Here is a 16,724-nt window from a genome sequence, read left to right as displayed (position 1 = left end):
TGGTACCGGGAGGGGAGGCTGAAGGCGTTCGACGAGGGAGGGCGCAAGGTGTACGATACGATAGCCGGCCGCAGGAGGCGGCTGGGGCTGGCCGCCTAGGCCGTCCGGAAAAACGTCCGCACCCCCGCAGGGCTTGTTCATTGCCGGATTCGGCTCGAACGTCCAATCGATAAGTCGCCTCTGCTTGTTTGCGCTTTCGGGGTGCGCTATGTGGTCGTGCAGTCTGCGGGAGTGGAAGTGGAGGGTTTAACCGACAGTGGCCACGACAGGCGTCCTCGTTGCTTTTGCGAGGAAAGCTTTCCCCTGGGGTGCCAGAAAGCAGGGTTCGCCGTCCTTCTCGTGCATGATGTCGATGGTGCGCGCTCGACGGTTCGTTCGTATCCACGGTGGCAAAGAGGGCATTGCGATCTGTTGGAGAAACCGCAGATGGTATGTGGCATTCGCTTGGCTTGCGCCTGCAGCCGGGGTACGTTCGCGCTTGCTGCGAGGCTCCCTGCCGTCTCCTGCAATGGGCCGGTGCCCGGGCCTTCTCTTTCCAGCCCATCGACTGTCTCTTTCGGCTGAAGCATGGCTTTGCCTGAAGGGCATCATTTTATGTCGGCACCCGCTCCAACGATAGGCTGGCGGCACTGCTTTAAGTGCGGTGGTGCCTCTAGGCGTCCTTTAAGGTTGATCTGAAGCTTTGCAAATGAAGAGGAGGGGCGCAACGGTCATCGTCTGCCGCGTTCGTCGTCGTTCCCGTATCGCTGCCAGCTGTCACTCCCCAATCGCAGAGTGCTCTCGCAGGACGGCTGCCTTTTCGATGAGGCCTTGCTTTCCCTCCACCTCGAACTTGCGGTAGATGCTGCGCGCATGCCCCTTCACCGTGCTGTGCGAGAGCACGAGCCTCTCTTCGATTGCGGGCAGGCTGTAGCCCTGCACGAGCAGTTCGAACACGTCGGTCTCGCGCCTGGTCAGTCCGAAACGCCCTGCAATCGCGCGATGAAACTCCTCCTGCTCCTCCTTCCACGACGGTTCGCGTTCGGCATCGGGAGAGGTGCCTGTCTCGTGCTCGCCAGGTTTTCTGCGGAACATGAGCAGGGCAACCGAGAGCATGTAGACGATGACGAGCGCAAGCGCCGCAAGCGATAGCGTCCCTGTGCTCACTTGCGCTTTGAGCAGGGCGGCAAGCGGTGCAGCTGCTAGCAGGAGCGCGTTCATGACGGTCCATCCGCTCAAGAACGCGAGCAAGGGGCCTCGTTTGCGGGGCGATCCCAGTTCGAACAGCACAAGCCACATGATGGTGTAGAAAAAGGTCCAACTCGACTCGACGATGGCCACCGCAAGCGATGACATGGGCTCGTCGGACACGGGCAGGAGCGCCACGCCGATGACGGTGAGGAACAGAAGCGGCATGATGATCTGCCGGACGCTGGGCGTGAAGCGCATGCGGGAAAGATAGGCTAGGAGCAATACCATGCCGCCTATGCGCAAAAGCGACGCGCAGCCGAAGAACAGCGCCTCGTCGTGGACGGGGAAGTCGAAGAACACGAGTATCCGGAACAGCATGGCGTAGCTGGCCATGAGCGCGAACAGCTCGACGGGCAGGTGGGAGAGGGTGCCGCGCAGTGTTTCCCCCGTCGCCGTTTTTTCTGCTCCGACGGATCCAACGGACGAAGGCGCTGCGGACGGGTGCGAGAAGGGAAGCAGGCCGACGACGCTGCCGCAGGCCACCACCATGAACAGCGCCGCCTTGACGGGAGAGGGCGCAAGGCCGACGAGGGCGAACAGCACAACCGCGATGAGCGCCGATCGTGCGACGCAGCGAGTGCGATCCGTCGTCGCAAGCGATGCGAGGAACTCGGCCCAGCAGACCAGCACCCATGCGTGGGCGATTCCGATGAACGTCTGCCCGATCAGGTACAGCGGCAGAGCCGAAGCGAAAAACAGCGTGATGGCGCTGCCGGCAACAAGCGCCGCCCCGTTGAGGACAAGCAGCTTACGGTGTGCAAGGAGGCTCGCCCCGCGACCGATTGCGGTGGATGCGGCAAAAAGGACGGCGACCGAAAGCACGCGGGCGAGCCAGAGGCTGAGCTCCGGATAGGCGAGGATCTCGGCTTCCTGTAAGGAGTACGACGGCGTTTGGCGTAGAAGGCCAAGTGTGGCAAGCTGGCAGCCGAAAAGGAGCGAAAACGGCTCTGTACCTGATTTCCGCAGTTTACATCCCATTCCCCACCCCTTTCGGCCGGTACCGGCTCTTAAGCCGCATCCGAAAAACCGGCCTATTGGGACGGTTCGCAGATGCGCTCGACTCGCCATACTCCTGCCTTGCAAGGCTCGCCGACGCGGATGCCGCCGAGGGCAAAGAAGCTGCATCGGGGAGCGTGCGGACAGGAAGGAATCGTTCGTCAGAAGGGGATGATACCATGAATCTCTCACGGAGGAACTTCATCAAGGGCGCGATGCTCGGCGTGGGCGCAGCGGCATCGACGGGGCTGATCGCGGGGTGCTCGCCGCAGGCTGCGGGCGACGCAGATGGTGCGGGCACTGCGGCTGCCGCATCCGAGCAGCAGGTGCCGGAGTATCCGGTGCAGCGGATGGGTTCGATGGAGCCAGCGGAAGAGACGTTCGAAGGCGACGTCGTGGTGCTCGGCTGCGGCCCGGGCGGCATCGCCTGCGCGACGCGCCTTGCGGAGGAGGGTGCCCGCGTGCTCGTCGTGGAAAAGACGGCCAACGTTGGAGGTACGGGCATGGTGGCGTCGGGCAACTGCTACATCTCCCTCAACAGTCGCTATCAGGTGGAACAAGGGCTCGAGGCCGACATCCCCGCGTTTTACAAGGAGTGGCTCGAGGCGGTTCACTATCACTGCGATCACGAGGTCTTGAGCACCTACCTGAGAAACTGCGGACGCGTGGTGGACTGGCTCATGGGGTACGGCTTCGGCTTCAACATGAAGGAGACGCCGGCCACCAACGGGCTGTCGGGCAACGCCTACCGCATCTCGCAGCCGCCCAAGGACAGCGGCAACCGCGAGGAAACGTACGGTGCGATGATCGAGGTCGTGACGGCGGCGGGAGGTGCGTTGCATACGAATTGCACGGGTCAGGAGCTCATTGTGAACGATGAGGGCGCGGTCGTGGGCCTGAGGGCCCAGTGCGGCGGCAGCGTTGTGGACTTCATGGGCAAGGCCGTGGTCCTCGCGACGGGAGGGTATGGCGCGAACAACGACATGATCAAGCGGTATGCGAAAGTCCCCCTGCTCGGGCGCGATCCTGTGCTCAACAACGGCGAAGGCGCGCAGATGGCGTGGGCGGCCGGCGCGGCGCAACCGTGGAACCTCGGCATCCTGTGCGTCGACACGCTCTATCCCATCGATGCGAACTACGTTTCGTATCCGGGCGGCGTCCAGTCGCTCGGCAACGTCATGCAGGATCCGGCGAAGGCGCGTATGCACGTGAACCAGCTGGGGAAGCGTTTCCATTCCGAAGATGCGTTTTGCTGGGTGCCCACATACGGTGGGGCGAACGGTGTGGCGTATGACGAGCCGTGGCTGTTCGTCATCGCCGACCAGGCGGCCATCGACGAGCTGCAAGCCGGGGATGAGACGGTCGACGAGGCGTACCTGTCGTCTATGGAGGATCTCGGCGTTCTGTTCAAGGGCGACACCCCGGAAGAGCTGGCCGAGGCCGTCGGCTGGGATCCGGGGGCGTTCGCCGAGGAGTTCTCTCGCTATGGAGAGCTGTGCGCAGCGGGCGAGGACCCGGTGTTCTTCAAGGACGCCAAGTACCTCGTGCCGTACGGGGACGGTCCGTACTACGCTGTGCGCATGGCGCCCACTCCGTTCGGCACGTGCGGCGACTTGAGCGTGACGCCCAGGATGGAGGTCCGCGGCACCGAGCCCGGCTCTACCGTCACGGGACTGTACGCCGTGGGCACCGAGACGGTGGGAACCATGCACAACGACTATTACTGGGCCCTCGGGCAGACGGTGGGTTGGGCGCACACCTCGGGCGTGCTCGCCGCCGAGGAGATAGCGGCCTCCGTCCTGTAGGCGAAAGCCCGTCTGGATCGTATGCGCCTCGGGAAGCCTTCTCGCGACGGCTTTCCGAGGCGCGGGTAACTTGACGGGATCCGTCAGCGGCTTCTCGCCTTTGCCGGAGGGATGCGAGCGTCGAAGCGGCGCGGATAGCGTCTCGCGCGAAGGCGTTGATCTTCATGCGTGCGAGGTCGGGGGACGTTTTCCTGGCTTGCATGATTCACCGGACTCTTCGATGATGCTGCATGGCGGGAATCGGGTTTCGTGGCGGGTTTCGACGGAAAACGGTCATGCGGAGCCGTCCGGTGGACTTTTCTTCCACTTTGCTCTCTCATATTCCCCGGTCGGTGCCGATCTCCTCCGAAGATCTTCGGGGGCGATGGTCGTTTTCCGTCGAAACCTGCCATGGACGGCTGTTTTCTTTGCGCTTGCGTCACAAGGTGGATCGTGGAAAGGCTGGCGTGGCGGTTGCGTTTGCGATTCGCTCGCGCTCGAATGCCCGCTTTTCGAATGCCTGTTGACAACATGCATGCTGTGGGAGTATATATGTTCATATCATATAAGTGTGCAGCGCATGTGCAATCTGTATATGCGACGAGGAGCGGAAAGGGGCGGGACTCATGCCGAACGGAGAATGCGGTGCCGTGGCGGCTGACGGTCTTGCCTCCGGCCAGCGCAAACCGTGCTGTCGCAGACGTGGCGGCGGGGGCGGCGCGCTCGTGGAGCCGGCCGCGCTCGCGGCGCTTTTGTTCGCGGGTGGCTACGGCTACGACATGCGCAAAACCATCCTCGAGAAAACAGGTGGCGCGTTGGACGTCGACGTGGGCGGGCTGTACCGGTCGCTGCGGCGGCTCGAGGAGGAGGGCGCGGTCGTCTCGCGTTGGTGCGACGACGTGGCGGCATCGGGTCCGCGCCGTCGCGAATACGAGTTGACGCAGCAGGGCGTGGAGCTGGCCGAGCAATGGCTGGACGTGCTGCGCGAGCGCCAGCGCCTCGACGAGTTGCTTGCGGGGTTGCTGGAGGACGGACTGTCCGAGGCGGGCCGCAGGGGGCCAGCCGGATAGGAATGCGGGCAGCGCGACGGTGCGGCGGTGCGCTGCTGCGCCGCAGGGTGGCGCGACGCAACGGATAGCAAGATGGCGCAGCGCGCATGGCGCGGCGTCCGAGCCGGGGCGCGAGGGCTCCGGGGAAGGAAGGCGAAGATGGGCGAAACGATGAAATTGGCCGTTCCCACGATGGGCGCAGCGGGGCTCGACTCCCAAAGGGCGGGTCACTTCGGGCATTGCGATTGCTTCACGGTGGTCGAGATCGAAAACGGCGAGATCAAGGGCACGAGCGAAGTTGCGAACCCGCCGCACGAGGAAGGCGGCTGTCTGCGTCCGGTGGGCCTTCTGGCCGATGCCGGCGTGGACGCCATCGTGGCGGCTGGCATGGGCATGCGCCCGCTCATGGGCTTCAACCAGGTGGGGATCACCGTGTACTTCGACAACGAGCATGCTGTCGTGGGCGACGCCGCGAGGCTCGTCGCGACCGGCCGCGCGCCCGTTATGGGCGCTGATCAGGCCTGCAACCATCATCACTGATCGCGCGATCCGTTGACCGGCGCGGCCTTGATCGGGCCGCGCCGGACGGCCGCGCTCCTTCTCGACGCGGGGGTCTTCGGCGAAAAGGGCCGAATCGATCCTCGTGCGAAAAATCCTCTCGTTTTTGGACACCAATCGGAGTTCTGGCACAAAACTGATCGCGTGTGTTCTCACGGAGAACCTGCGACCTGGTGTTTTTCCGTGGCTGTCTCTTTCTGCGCGATGAAAAGGGGCGAAAATGGCCTCCGAGCGTGCCAGAACTCGGTTTCGTGGCCAAAATTCGGGCGTTCGGCTGCACGGCACACGGCGTACGGCGTGCGATGCGCGATGCATAGCGCACGGCTGCACGGCACACGGCGTGCAGAGCGCAGCGCGCGACGCGTAGCGCACGGCCGCGCGGCGCACGGTGCACGGCGTGCGGCGCATGGTTCGCGGTGCGCGGCGCATAGCGTGCGGCGGGTATTTCGCGGTGGGCGGCGCACGGTGCGTGGCACACAACGTGCGGCGCGTGTGGGGCGCGTGCAGCAGAGGCAAGCGTCTTCGGCAGCGCGCGACGCATGGCCGGCAGCGTGCCCGCGTCATTCTCCTACACATAGCCAAAGCGCTGTGTCCCGTGCGCGATTCTGAAAAAGCGTCGCACTTGTCCGCTTTGTGGCGCCGTGCCGTCATGCTATGCTGCTGTCGAAAGGAAAGGAAGGCGACGACGTGCGACGGCGGCCAAAGGCAAGCGCAGCGCTCCGCTTGAAAGGCGGTGCGCTGTTCGGCGCGAAAAGGAAGGTGCTGGCAGACGCGATGCCGCCGGTGCCCGGTGTCTTTGCGGCAGAGCCAGCGACGTTCGGATGGGTCGAGGGCGGCATCGCAACTCCGGCGACGGGCGGCGCGTACGTGGTCGAGTTCCTCGGTAAAAACGACGTGGCCATTCTCGCGTACTTCGATCCGTACGGGCGCGCGTTCTCAACGGATGTCCCGCTGTCCGTCCCTCCCGCCCGCGAGCCCGATATGGCGTTCGCGCGCTGGACGGATCAGCCGACGCCGAACGAGGAGCGCGGATGCGTCGAAGTGCGCTCGGAGGGCGGGGCGCGCGAAGTGGCGCAGTACGGCTGCGCGCGCAACCGGTATTGGCTGTTCGATGCGTGGATCGACTTCGGGCCGCATGCGGCGGGGCTCTCGTACGCCGACGTTATGGCGCGCGCCTACCTCGCGTTCGTCCACCGCCCTAAACTTGGTGCCCGGAACGTTCCCGAACGGGGTTTGACCAGCGTGTTCTCCTGGTTGCGCACCGAGAAGCCCCTTGCAGCTCTCAGAAGGATCGCGGCCGAGGTGCGCGAGGTGGGGTCGGATCCCGCGCTTCGCCCGCCGGCGCTCGTGCGCTGCTTGGCGCTTTGGCTGGCAGAGGCGGGCCTTAACGAGGGTGCTGTGCACGATGCGAAGGACGGCGCTTTGCGTCTCGTGCGCACCGTGCGCTATGCGAACACGTTCTATTTGGCTGTCGAAGACGAGGGCGCAGGCATTGAGCCGCGCACGGTGTGGGCGCTTGAGGCGGCACTCAACCGCTTCCTGCTTGTGGCCGAGGCGTTCGGCGATGCGGCCGCGACGGCGACGGACGTCGATTGCGCCCGTTGGGACGCGTATCTCATCGAAACGGCGGCCATGCAGCGCCCGTCATTGGATCGGGTGGTGGATGCGCCGTCCGCGCCGAGCGACGGCGAGTGGGGGTTTCGCTGTGCGGTGGGCGGGGCCGTCGAGCGGCTTCGTCTGCCTGTGCGCGCGGAGGCTGTCGTGGGCGCCGACCTGTCGGCGGGCCTTGCCGCGTTCGACGTGACGGTGCCCGACGCATCGCTCATGCCGGAGTGGACGTGGGCCGAAGAGCCCCGATTCGACAGGGAGGGGTCGTGGGAGCTGGCGACCGCGGAAGCGCGCGAGGCCCAGGCGCTGCGCTACGCCGAGCACGTCGGCATCGTGCTGGCGGGCATCGCGTTCGAGGCCTCGCCGAAGGTGCGGCGGGTGGAGGTGGTCGCGCGTCCGCTTGCCGACGCCGGAGGGGCCAAGGGCGCGGACGAGTCTGCGCGTGCGGACGAGTTTCCGCAGGGAGCGCATGGGCCGGCGCTCTACCGGGTTGCGTTCGACCGCGCGGCGTACGAGGCGACGGCTGGTTTCGGATCGGCGCGCGCGGGCGATCCGCAGCCGCTGTTTTCCGAGGCCGAAGCCCAATTCAACCTTCCCGAGGCCGACGCGTTCGGCACGCTGCGGGCGCTGCCGTCGGCGCGGCTGCGCGGCGATCTTCCCGAGGCCGAGGACGCTTTGCTGCCGGCGTCGGCGCGCGAGGCTCTGGGAGCCGAGCGATGCGCCGACGTGCGCATCAGCCACGACGCCGCGTTGCGGCGCGTGGGCGAGGGCCTTGCGGACCGTATCGTGGGGGCGTCGAGCGCCGCCGAGGCCATTCGCATCGTGCGCGCCGCCCAAGAGCGCGCCATCGCCGAGGCCGACACGCGCGCGGTCGCCGCATGCACGCGCCTGATGGCGGCGCTTGCGGAAGGGGAGGTGGATGCCGACGATCAGAACGCCGTGGTCGGCAGGTTCCTCGGCGAGGATCGCTGCCTGGCGGCGCTCGCGCGTGCCCGGACGCTCGCTTTGAGCGATCCCGAGGCGGCCGCCGACGCGCTCATCGACGCCGTTGCCGAGGCCGTCGCGCTCGACGGGTACGCGGACGGCTCCTCCGAGGTCTATCGCTCGTTCGACCTGTACGCGAGCCGCGTGCTCTACAATCGCGCCCTTCGGGCCCATCGCGGCGGCTGCGCGGCCTGCGGCGGCGCGTGCGCGTCCACGCTCGCGCGCGTTGCCCGCGATGCGGGCAAGCGCATCGTGCTCGTGCCGGATTCGTTCTATCTCTGCCATCTTGAGATCGTCCGTCTGCTCGAGCACTCCTTCGAGCGCGCCGACGAGGCGCTGCGCTTCGGCCAGCGCGCCGTGGAGATGGCGCCTACCGTCGCGGCGGGCTTTTGCAGGCTCGGACGCGCCTACATGCTGGTGGGCGACATGGAGAATGCGGCAGAAGCGCTGATCGAGGGCTTGCGCGTGGCCGTGCAGCCGAACGACATCGCCCTTCTGTACTACCAGCTGGGGTACGTGCTGTGGAAAGCAGGCAAATCGAGCGCGGGCGCGGCGTGCTACGTGAAGTCGCTGTCCGTGTCGCCGGCTTTCGTGCTGCAGGCCAGCGCCGAGTTGCAGGAACTTGTCGAGGAGACGGGCGAGGTTTTGCCCGACCACGGCGAGGTTGACGCCGCGCTTGCTCGGGCCGAGATTCCCGTCGCTCCCACCGAGGAGGTGCTCGAAGCCCTTGGGGCCGGCGCGGTCGCCGCGACGGACGCCGGGGTGTTCGTCGTCGCGCGCAGCCTGCTCAGCCTGCGTTTGCGCTACCGGCCCGACGACGCCCTCGTGAACGTGCTGCACTCTTTGGAGGTCGGTTCCGCCTGACGCGCGCTTCGGCGTTCAGGCTGCGCTACAATAGCACGATCCCTCATTTCGACATGACACGATACGACGAAGGACACTGCTATGGCTTTGCAAGCTCCCGAAGGAACGAAAGACCTGCTCCCCGACGAGGCGGCGTTCTGGGCTCGTTTCAAGGCGACCGCCGCGAACGTGTGCGGCCGCTACGGTTACGCGCCCATCGAGACGCCGCTGTTCGAGCAGACGGAGCTGTTCGTGCGCGGCATCGGCGAGGCCACCGACGTCGTGTCAAAGGAGATGTTCACGGCCATTTCCGGCCAGAACCTGGCCACGCTTCTTGGCGGCGGCACCGTGAAGGCGAAGAGCCGCCTGAGCCTGCGCCCCGAGGGCACCGCCGGCGTCGTGCGCGCTGTGGTGCAGCACGATCTGGTGCCGCAGGGGGCCGCGCCCGCCAAGCTCATGTACGCGGGCCCGATGTTTCGCGCCGAGCGCCCGCAGAAGGGTCGCCAGCGCCAGTTCAACCAGGTGGGCATCGAGTGCTTGGGCGCTGAGGAGCCGAGCGTGGACGCCGAGGGCATCATCATGCTCATGCGCTTCTTCGCGGCCATCGGCATTCCTGCGGAAACCACGCGTCTTCTGGTGAACTCGATGGGCTGCGACGCGTGTCGTCCCGCGTATCGGGAGGCCGTGCGGGCGTACATGGCCGCGCATGCGGACGAGTTGTGCGACGAGTGCAATCGCCGTGCCGAGATCAACCCGCTGCGCGCGTTCGACTGCAAGAACTCCGGCTGCGCCGCCGTCATGGAGGGCGCGCCGAAGATCGCCGACCACCTGTGCGACGAGTGCCGCGAGCATTACGAGGCCGTGAAGGCCTACCTCGACGGCGCGGGGCTCGCCTACGTGGAGGATTCCACGCTCGTGCGCGGGCTCGACTACTACACGCGCACCGTGTTCGAGGTGCAGGTGACCGAGGGCATGGGCAGCCAGAACGCCATCGGCGGTGGCGGGCGCTACGACAAGCTGGCCGAAGAGGTGGGCGGCCGTCCCACGCCGGGCTTCGGCTGGGCGCTCGGATACGAGCGCTGCGTGCTCGCGCTTCAGGCGGCGGGCCATGCGTTCGCACCGGCGGCGCGCTGCGACGTGTTCGTGGCGTGCGTGGACGATTCCGTGCGTCGGACGGCGTTCTCGCTTGTTCAGGCGTGCCGCGATGCGGGGCTGGCCGTCGAGATGGATCACCAGCATCGCAGCTTGAAGGGGCAGTTCAAGCTGGCCGACAAGCTGGGGGCGGCCAGAGTGGCCGTGCTGGGGCCCGACGAGGTGGCGGCGGGCCAGGTCAAGGTGCGCAACATGCGGACGCACGCCGAGCGCTCGGTCGATCTGGCGGCGATGCTCGCCCTGCTCGCGCGCTTCAGCGGCGAGCCGGTCGGCGGTGCGGCGACGATCGCGAGCGTCGAGGAGGTCTTCGGCGACGGCGATCCCGCGGTTGAGGGCTAGGCGCGCAGCCTGGACGCGTTTGGTCCGACGCCGGGTTGTGATTGATCGCCGGGAGGCGATGCCTGTTCCGAGCGCCCCTCTACATAAAGGTCGCTATCAGTCGAATCGGTAAAGAATCCGGGAATTTTTATCCACATTTTACCGATTCGATGCGATGCGCGCTGTTTTGAGGTGTTTGGAGCTTCGTTTGGCCTCAAATGCGGCATTTTCGTATGGTACGAGCGGCATTCTCCCTCCTGTCTTTGCCAGTTCGGTACATTATTTGCAAAAGAGTTCGGATTTTTGACCGAACGTGCGTGATTTGCTCTGTCCGCTGAGTGAGAGGCTTACGAGCCCATGCGCCCAGAAACAGGCTCGAAGCCATCCGGAGTTCTCCCGGCTTGCGCTTTCTCGGACGAAAAGACAGCCAAAGGGCTTTTACGGCCTGCACTAACTTGACACTTGCGCTAGATATGACACAGCTTGCACCTGCCGCGACATTCAACTTGCCGGGCGAATTCACTTCGCGAAGCGTTTGCTCTCATTGCGTGATTCCCCTTTCGGACGCCGGCTGACAGCATGCATGCTGAATGCAGGTATTGCACATTCAAGGAAAAGAAGGTATAATGCATGCATTGAGCATGAAGCGAAAGGAGCATGCCATGCCCGCCTTGCAAGTGCGCGATTTCCCCGATGATCTGTACGAACGGCTGAAGGAATACGCGGCCGACCAGCATCGCAGCGTCGCCCAGCAGACCATCGTGGCCGTGGAGCAGATGCTCGCGCGCGCCGATGAGCCCGGATACCATTGGGACGGCGAGCGCCTTCGCTGTCCGCGCCCGCGCTACTTCGACTTCGACACTGAGGCCGCCCGTGCCGAGCGCGCCAAGAGGCGCAAGGAGCTGTTCGCAGAGATACGAAAGCTGCCGAAATTCGATGTTCCCGATGGTTTTCCGGATGCAGCAGAGATGATACGGCAGGATCGGGAAGAGCGCGTGAACCACATACTCGATACGGTCGGAATCGGTGTGGCTTGCGAGAAAGGCGCGGCGAAATGATCGTTCTCGATGCATGCGCTGCTGTTGACATGGTGCGCGAAACGGATGAGGGGGCGGCTTTGTCCATGCTATTGGTCGGGGGCGAGAAGATTGCCTCTCCGAGCATTATGCCGTTCGAGGTGTGCAACGCGTTTTGGAAGTACGCTCATGCGGGACTGCTTGCAAAAGATCAGGTTGCCCGCTGCGCGTCAAAAGCGATGGATATGGTGGACGAGTACTGCGACGATAGGGATGTGCTGAAAGAGGCGCTGTCCGAGGCGGTGCGGCTGGGCCATCCCGTCTACGACATGCTGTACTTCGTCTTGGCGCGCAGGTTGGGCGCCACCCTGTTCACGCTCGACCGGAAGCTGCAAGGCCTCTGCGTCGAAAACGGCGTGAACTGCGTGTTCACGGACAACGAGTTCTAACGTCGTCGGGCCCGACGCTGCGTCGGGCCCGACAGGGAGGGAGGAATGGGCTTGCGAGCGCCTACCAGGTGCCGGCGTGGAGGTTCTTGCCCAGCAGGTAGCCGAACGTCGTGCACGCGCCGCCGAGGTTGATGCCCGGCACTTTGTAGTCGTATACGTCTCCGTACATGTCGCCCACCACGGTGCCCACGCCGTACAGGCCGGGGATGGGGTCGTTGTTGGCATCGCACACGTGCATCTGGATGTCGGTGTTGAGGCCGCCTGTGATGCACAGCGTGTACGGCTCGTTCTTGATGCCGTAGAACGGCGGCTGCTTCACCGGCAGGAGGAAACGCTTGTCCTTGTGGAACTCGTCGTCGAGCCCTGTCTCGCAATACGAGTTGTAGCGCTCCACCTGGGCCAAAAACTCCTCGCGCGGCAATCCCAGCCCATCGGCCAGCTCTTCGAGCGTGTCGGCCTTCACGGCGTTCTCGGCCATGGTGGCATCGAAGCCCGCGTACTCTTCGGTGGTGGTCCAGTCGGTGTTGGGATCGAACAGCGCCTGGATGGCGTCGTAGACCTCTTGCGTGTCACGCGCCTCGCCGCCCACGCGGTCGCTCTGCCATGGCGCGGAGTCGCGCACCCAGTTCTCGTCCCAGATGAGGAAGGCGCATCCATCGGGCTGCACGCGCTGCGGGTAGGGCATGTAGCCGTACGTGCAGTTCTCGTTGGAGTAGCGCACGCCCTTCTTGTTCACCAGCAGGCCGGGAAACGTCGTGAGCGCGCCTTCGGCCCACCAGCGACAGGGCAGCACTTCGTCGCCCATCGTGGCCAGCATGGGGGCGTTCGGCGTGTACTTCTGCCAAGCGGCGCCGATCCAGAGGGCCAGTTTGAGGCCGCTGCCGTCGTAGACGCCGCCGTATCCGAACGGCAGCGCCATCGGGCAGTACTTCGCCACCATGTCCTTGTCCTGCGAGAAGTCGCCCGTGGCCAGCACCACGCCTTTCGAGGCGTTGTAGCGGGTGTACTCGCTATCGTGCTTCGCGACGCAGCCGGTGACGCGACCCGTGTTGTCGCCTTCGCGGTCGAGTTGCACGGCGGTGGTGCTGTAGAATATCTGGCCGCCGCCCTTCGTGATCTCCTCGGCAAGGGCCTCCACGACGATCTGCTGCGACGCGCCAGCCGCCTGAGCGCCCTCGGCGACGAAGGAGTGCGACACGTTGAGCGTCTTGAGCGGCCCGCCGTCCCACCAGCTCGTGCCGCCGTCGCGCTGGTTGTTCTCGATGACGGCGGAAATGCCGTAAGGCGCCACCTTGTCCATGAGCCAGTTCATGGCGGTGCCGGACTCGTCGAACACAAGCCACCACTTCTCCTGGTCAAGACGGAAGCTGTTCGAGGCGAAGATGGACTGGAAGATGGGCTCGATTTCCTCGCGTGTGAAGTCCAGCCCCAGCTCATGGGTGAGGCGCGTGTTGAACGCGGCGTTGGAGCCGCCGCGCGACACGGGCCCGCTGCTTGAGGCGATGACCACGACGTCGGCTCCCTCCTCCACGGCCGACGCGGCGGTGACGAGCCCGCCCACGCCCGCGCCGATGACGAGGATCTCGCATTCGACGGTGTTCGTGATCTTGCTCTCGTCGATGGGCTCGGGCGGGATCTCGAAGTTCCATTTCGCGTTCTGGAACGTTTCGGCGTCGAGGATCAGCTCTCCCGACTCGGTCGTGGCGGCCCCTTTGGCCGCGTCGCTTTTGCCCTGCGGGGCGCATCCTGCCAGTCCAAGCGCTCCGGTGGCCGCTGCGGCGGCTCCCACGACGGTTGCCCCCTTGAGGAAGCTGCGGCGGTTCATGGGTGTTTCGATGCTCATGGTCCCTCCTTGGGTTCGTTCGGTGCCTGCCCCTGGCGGGATTGCTCCCGCAGGGCCTTTCGAGCATAGCGGCTGATCTTTGCTGCCGCATCACTCGCTTCGAGGGGCTTTTCGCTCAGCGAAAGCCACCGGCTGGGAATTGCTCTGAAAATCACTCGAAATGCGTTATTCGCCAGGTGCCGCCTTCTCCTCTATACTGGGAAAAGGAGCGCGCGGCGGGAGGGCTGCGCGAAAGGGCAGGGGAGGCATCATGCGAAACGGGATGCGCGAGCAGGAGCATGGCTTTGCGCTCGTCGGGCGGCCGACCGTGTTCGATGTCGGCATAGGGGTGCTGTACTTCTTCGCCTCGCATATGGTCATCCGCACCATGTACTACGTTGGCGTCGACCGCTCGCTTGCGGAGCTTTCGACGTTCTTCTTGATCGTCGTTTGCGCGCTCGCGCTCGCGCATCTTTTGGCGAAGCCGCTTCTGCGCGCTCGGCTGTTCATCGAATCGTCGTTCGGCGTGCCGGCCGTCAGCATGGTGGCGGCGGTTGGGGCTGCGCTTGCGCTTGTGTCGATGCTGCCCGTGGTTGGGGTGGGGCTGTTCTGGGCGTCGGGCGCGCTGTTGGGGCTTGCGTGCGGCTGGATGACCGTCATCTGGACGTCGACGATTCGCGCGTCGCGCCCCGACCCCGATTCGTTCTTCATCGATCCGTCGCTTGCGGTGGCGGTCGCCGTCTATTTTCTGTTCCGATTGGTCAGCACGTTTTCGGATGCCGTGGCGCAAGGGTTTCTCCTGGCGCTTCCGCTTGCGGCCCTTGCGTGCATCGTTCGAGCCGGACGGGACGAGGGCGGCGCTGCCATCGTGGGCGAGCGGGCCCAGGCGCTCCAAGTGCTCGTTGTGGTGGCGGCCGTGTTCGCGGTGGGGTGCAGCGTGGTGGCGTTTTTGTCGGGCCGCGAGGACGGCGTGCTGTCTTCGGGGTTGAACTACATGGTGCTGTTCGAGGCGCTGGCGGTTTTGACCGTGATGTTTTGCAGCGGATCGATGGGTCGTTTCGCGTGGGAGGGGTCGGCTTTGGGCGCTCGGGGGACGGCGGCGCTCACGTTGTGCGTGTGCGTTGTGCCCCTGTTCTGCATCGGGCTTGTCATGGGAGGGGCGGGTATACCCGACCGCTCGCCCGACGCGTTGTGGGAGACGAGCGTGTGGGTGCTCATCGTCGCCATCTTCGCGTACGACATCCGCACGTCGCCCTATGCGGTGAAGGGGCTGGCGGTGGGCGTGATGTTCGAGGCCATGTGCGTGGGGCAGCTGGTCGTGCGCGCGTCGACGCTCGGGGGGGGGGGTGCCCGTTTTCGCCGTGCCTTGGTGTGGGCTTGACGCTGCTGTACTTTGCGAGCGTGTGCCGCCATGTTCTTGACGGGCCGCGGGTCGAGAAGGCGGGCTCGAAGAAGGGAGGGGTCGCGCGGGAGTCGGGCGCGACGAACGCGGGGGGTGCGGGGGAAATGCGCCCGTCGGCTTTGCGTGCAGGTGCGGAGGCGATGCATGCGTCGGGCGCGGCGGGGGAGACGGCGAAAGGTGCGGCGCTGGGGGCGACGGATGCTTCGGGCATGGCGGTAGGCAAGGGGGCAAGCGCGGGGGCTCTGGACGAGCGGGTGCGCGGGGAGGCGTACGCGGAGGCGCGTGGGGAGGCAGATGCGCAGACGCGCGGGGAAACGGATGCGGAGGTCGCGGCGGGATCGGGCGGCTCGGAGCGTCCGGGTGCTCTTCAGGAGGACGGTGTGCCCGCGGAGATCCTTGCATGCTGCCAGAGGCTTGCGCTTGAGAACGGGCTGACCCGGCGCGAAGCGGAGATCCTCGGCCTCATCGCCATGGGACGGAGCGCGAAGTACATCGCCGATGAGCTGCTTATCTCCTACAACACCACGAGGACGCACATCAGACACGTCTACGAGAAGCTCAACATCCACGCGAAGCAAGAGCTGATCGACCTCGTGCTGTTCGGGTCGGGGATTCGGTGATGCGCGAAGCGCCCTTCTCCTTGGACGAAAAGCCTCCGATCCGGGGATCTTGCTCGCTTTCGCGTGCGAATGCTCGGCCACCATCGGCGAATCTTCTGCTCGGTTTGCCCGCTTTCTTTTCCGGTTGAATCTTGGGACGCCGGTTCGGCGCGTTTTGTCCAAGCGCTCTGAGGTCTTCCGACAGCGGGAAGCCCTCGGACTGGCACAGATCGCGCTTTGTGCGTAGATATCGCCCCCGCATGTCCCCGGAAAACGAGCTCATATGGAGATCCGGATGAAAAAAGCCCAGGTCGCGAAAATTCCAGGTGAAATCGAACGTTTCAAATCTATGCACAAAGCGCGATCCGTGCCTGTCCGAGGGCTTCTTTCTGTCGGGCCAGGATCGGTGCGAACTCGTATTCGCCATCGAGCCACGCTTTCCCTGTCCGGACGCTTCGGAATGCCTTTTGCCCCACGGGTAGGGCCTTCCGAAGCGCCGGCAGAGCCTCGCCCGGCGGGCTGGCCCGGTCTATATCAATTCTGGTTTGACGGAGAGCCCCTTTCTGTTGAACCACTGTTGGCACGAACCCGCGTTCGCCGAATTCCAATGACCACCTATCTGGCCAGGTGTTTCGGAGGGGCCCTCTCCGTCCGACGGGTGTGGTTCCTGTGGCATCGGCGGGGCCTCGCCCGGCGGGCCGATCTGGCCTATATCAATTTTGATTTAACAGAGACCGCGTCGATGTGATAGCACAAAATGACGGTTAAGAACGATTTTTCCACCCCCTGGGGGGTGCGGACAAAAAGTTGGACACTCCGGTGTCCGGATTGGAGTCCGCATGTACCCGTTGGAGACCAGGGAGCTCGCCGTGGAGGCCGTCGCGGCGGGGTTCAGCCTGACCGAGGCGGCCGAG

Annotated in this window: 11 protein-coding genes; 9 read left to right on the top strand and 2 right to left on the bottom strand. The window is 65.2% G+C overall.

Going from position 1 to position 16,724, the window contains the following annotated elements; genetic code table 11:
* Positions 1-756 precede the first annotated feature (756 nt).
* Complete coding sequence (locus tag C2L80_RS10805) at positions 757-2,208, bottom strand: LuxR family transcriptional regulator (RefSeq protein WP_157941071.1); 1,452 nt, start codon at positions 2,206-2,208, stop codon at positions 757-759.
* 197 nt (positions 2,209-2,405) lie between these two features.
* Between C2L80_RS10805 and C2L80_RS10800 the strand changes: the two genes are divergently transcribed.
* The 7 genes from C2L80_RS10800 to C2L80_RS10770 all read left to right on the top strand — a co-directional run bounded on the left by C2L80_RS10800 (position 2,406) and on the right by C2L80_RS10770 (position 11,987).
* Positions 2,406-4,031: an FAD-dependent oxidoreductase gene (locus C2L80_RS10800; RefSeq protein WP_087196957.1), complete on the top strand. Its 1,626-nt coding sequence runs from the start codon at positions 2,406-2,408 to the stop codon at positions 4,029-4,031.
* A 605-nt stretch (positions 4,032-4,636) separates the two neighbouring features.
* Positions 4,637-5,080: a PadR family transcriptional regulator gene (locus tag C2L80_RS10795; RefSeq protein ID WP_103263191.1), complete on the top strand. Its 444-nt coding sequence runs from the start codon at positions 4,637-4,639 to the stop codon at positions 5,078-5,080.
* A 138-nt stretch (positions 5,081-5,218) separates the two neighbouring features.
* A complete protein-coding gene (locus tag C2L80_RS10790; protein ID WP_087196953.1) occupies positions 5,219-5,599 on the top strand; it encodes a NifB/NifX family molybdenum-iron cluster-binding protein in 381 nt (126 codons plus the stop codon).
* A 705-nt stretch (positions 5,600-6,304) separates the two neighbouring features.
* On the top strand, positions 6,305-9,073 hold the full coding sequence (locus C2L80_RS10785; RefSeq protein ID WP_239938926.1) for a tetratricopeptide repeat protein: 2,769 nt from the start codon (positions 6,305-6,307) through the stop codon (positions 9,071-9,073).
* 81 nt (positions 9,074-9,154) lie between these two features.
* Entirely contained in the window at positions 9,155-10,543 is a 1,389-nt protein-coding gene (hisS, locus tag C2L80_RS10780; protein ID WP_087196948.1) for a histidine--tRNA ligase, read from the top strand.
* A gap of 641 nt (positions 10,544-11,184) precedes the next feature.
* A complete protein-coding gene (locus C2L80_RS10775) occupies positions 11,185-11,580 on the top strand; it encodes a ribbon-helix-helix domain-containing protein (protein WP_103263192.1) in 396 nt (131 codons plus the stop codon).
* Positions 11,577-11,987 carry a type II toxin-antitoxin system VapC family toxin gene (locus C2L80_RS10770; RefSeq protein WP_087196947.1) on the top strand — a complete coding sequence of 137 codons (411 nt, stop codon included), beginning with the start codon at positions 11,577-11,579 and terminating at the stop codon, positions 11,985-11,987. Before C2L80_RS10775 ends, C2L80_RS10770 begins: the two co-directional genes overlap by 4 nt.
* Before the next feature lie 61 nt (positions 11,988-12,048).
* Here C2L80_RS10770 and C2L80_RS10765 read toward each other — a convergent pair whose 3' ends face one another.
* A complete protein-coding gene (locus C2L80_RS10765; protein ID WP_087196945.1) occupies positions 12,049-13,830 on the bottom strand; it encodes an FAD-dependent oxidoreductase in 1,782 nt (593 codons plus the stop codon).
* 250 nt (positions 13,831-14,080) lie between these two features.
* Between C2L80_RS10765 and C2L80_RS10760 the strand changes: the two genes are divergently transcribed.
* The gene (locus C2L80_RS10760) at positions 14,081-15,190 is read left to right on the top strand and encodes a LuxR family transcriptional regulator (protein ID WP_129589945.1); all 1,110 of its coding nucleotides are present in this window, start codon (positions 14,081-14,083) and stop codon (positions 15,188-15,190) included.
* Complete coding sequence (locus C2L80_RS14420) at positions 15,187-15,831, top strand: LuxR C-terminal-related transcriptional regulator (RefSeq protein ID WP_239938924.1); 645 nt, start codon at positions 15,187-15,189, stop codon at positions 15,829-15,831. The genes C2L80_RS10760 and C2L80_RS14420 overlap by 4 nt, the downstream gene beginning before the upstream one ends.
* The last annotated feature ends 893 nt before the right edge of the window (positions 15,832-16,724 follow it).

It is taken from the genome of Rubneribacter badeniensis, assembly GCF_002899695.1.
GTDB lineage: Bacteria > Actinomycetota > Coriobacteriia > Coriobacteriales > Eggerthellaceae > Rubneribacter > Rubneribacter badeniensis.
The sequence above is the reverse complement of the archived record's forward strand: the minus strand, read 5'-3'. Positions and strand labels throughout refer to the sequence as shown.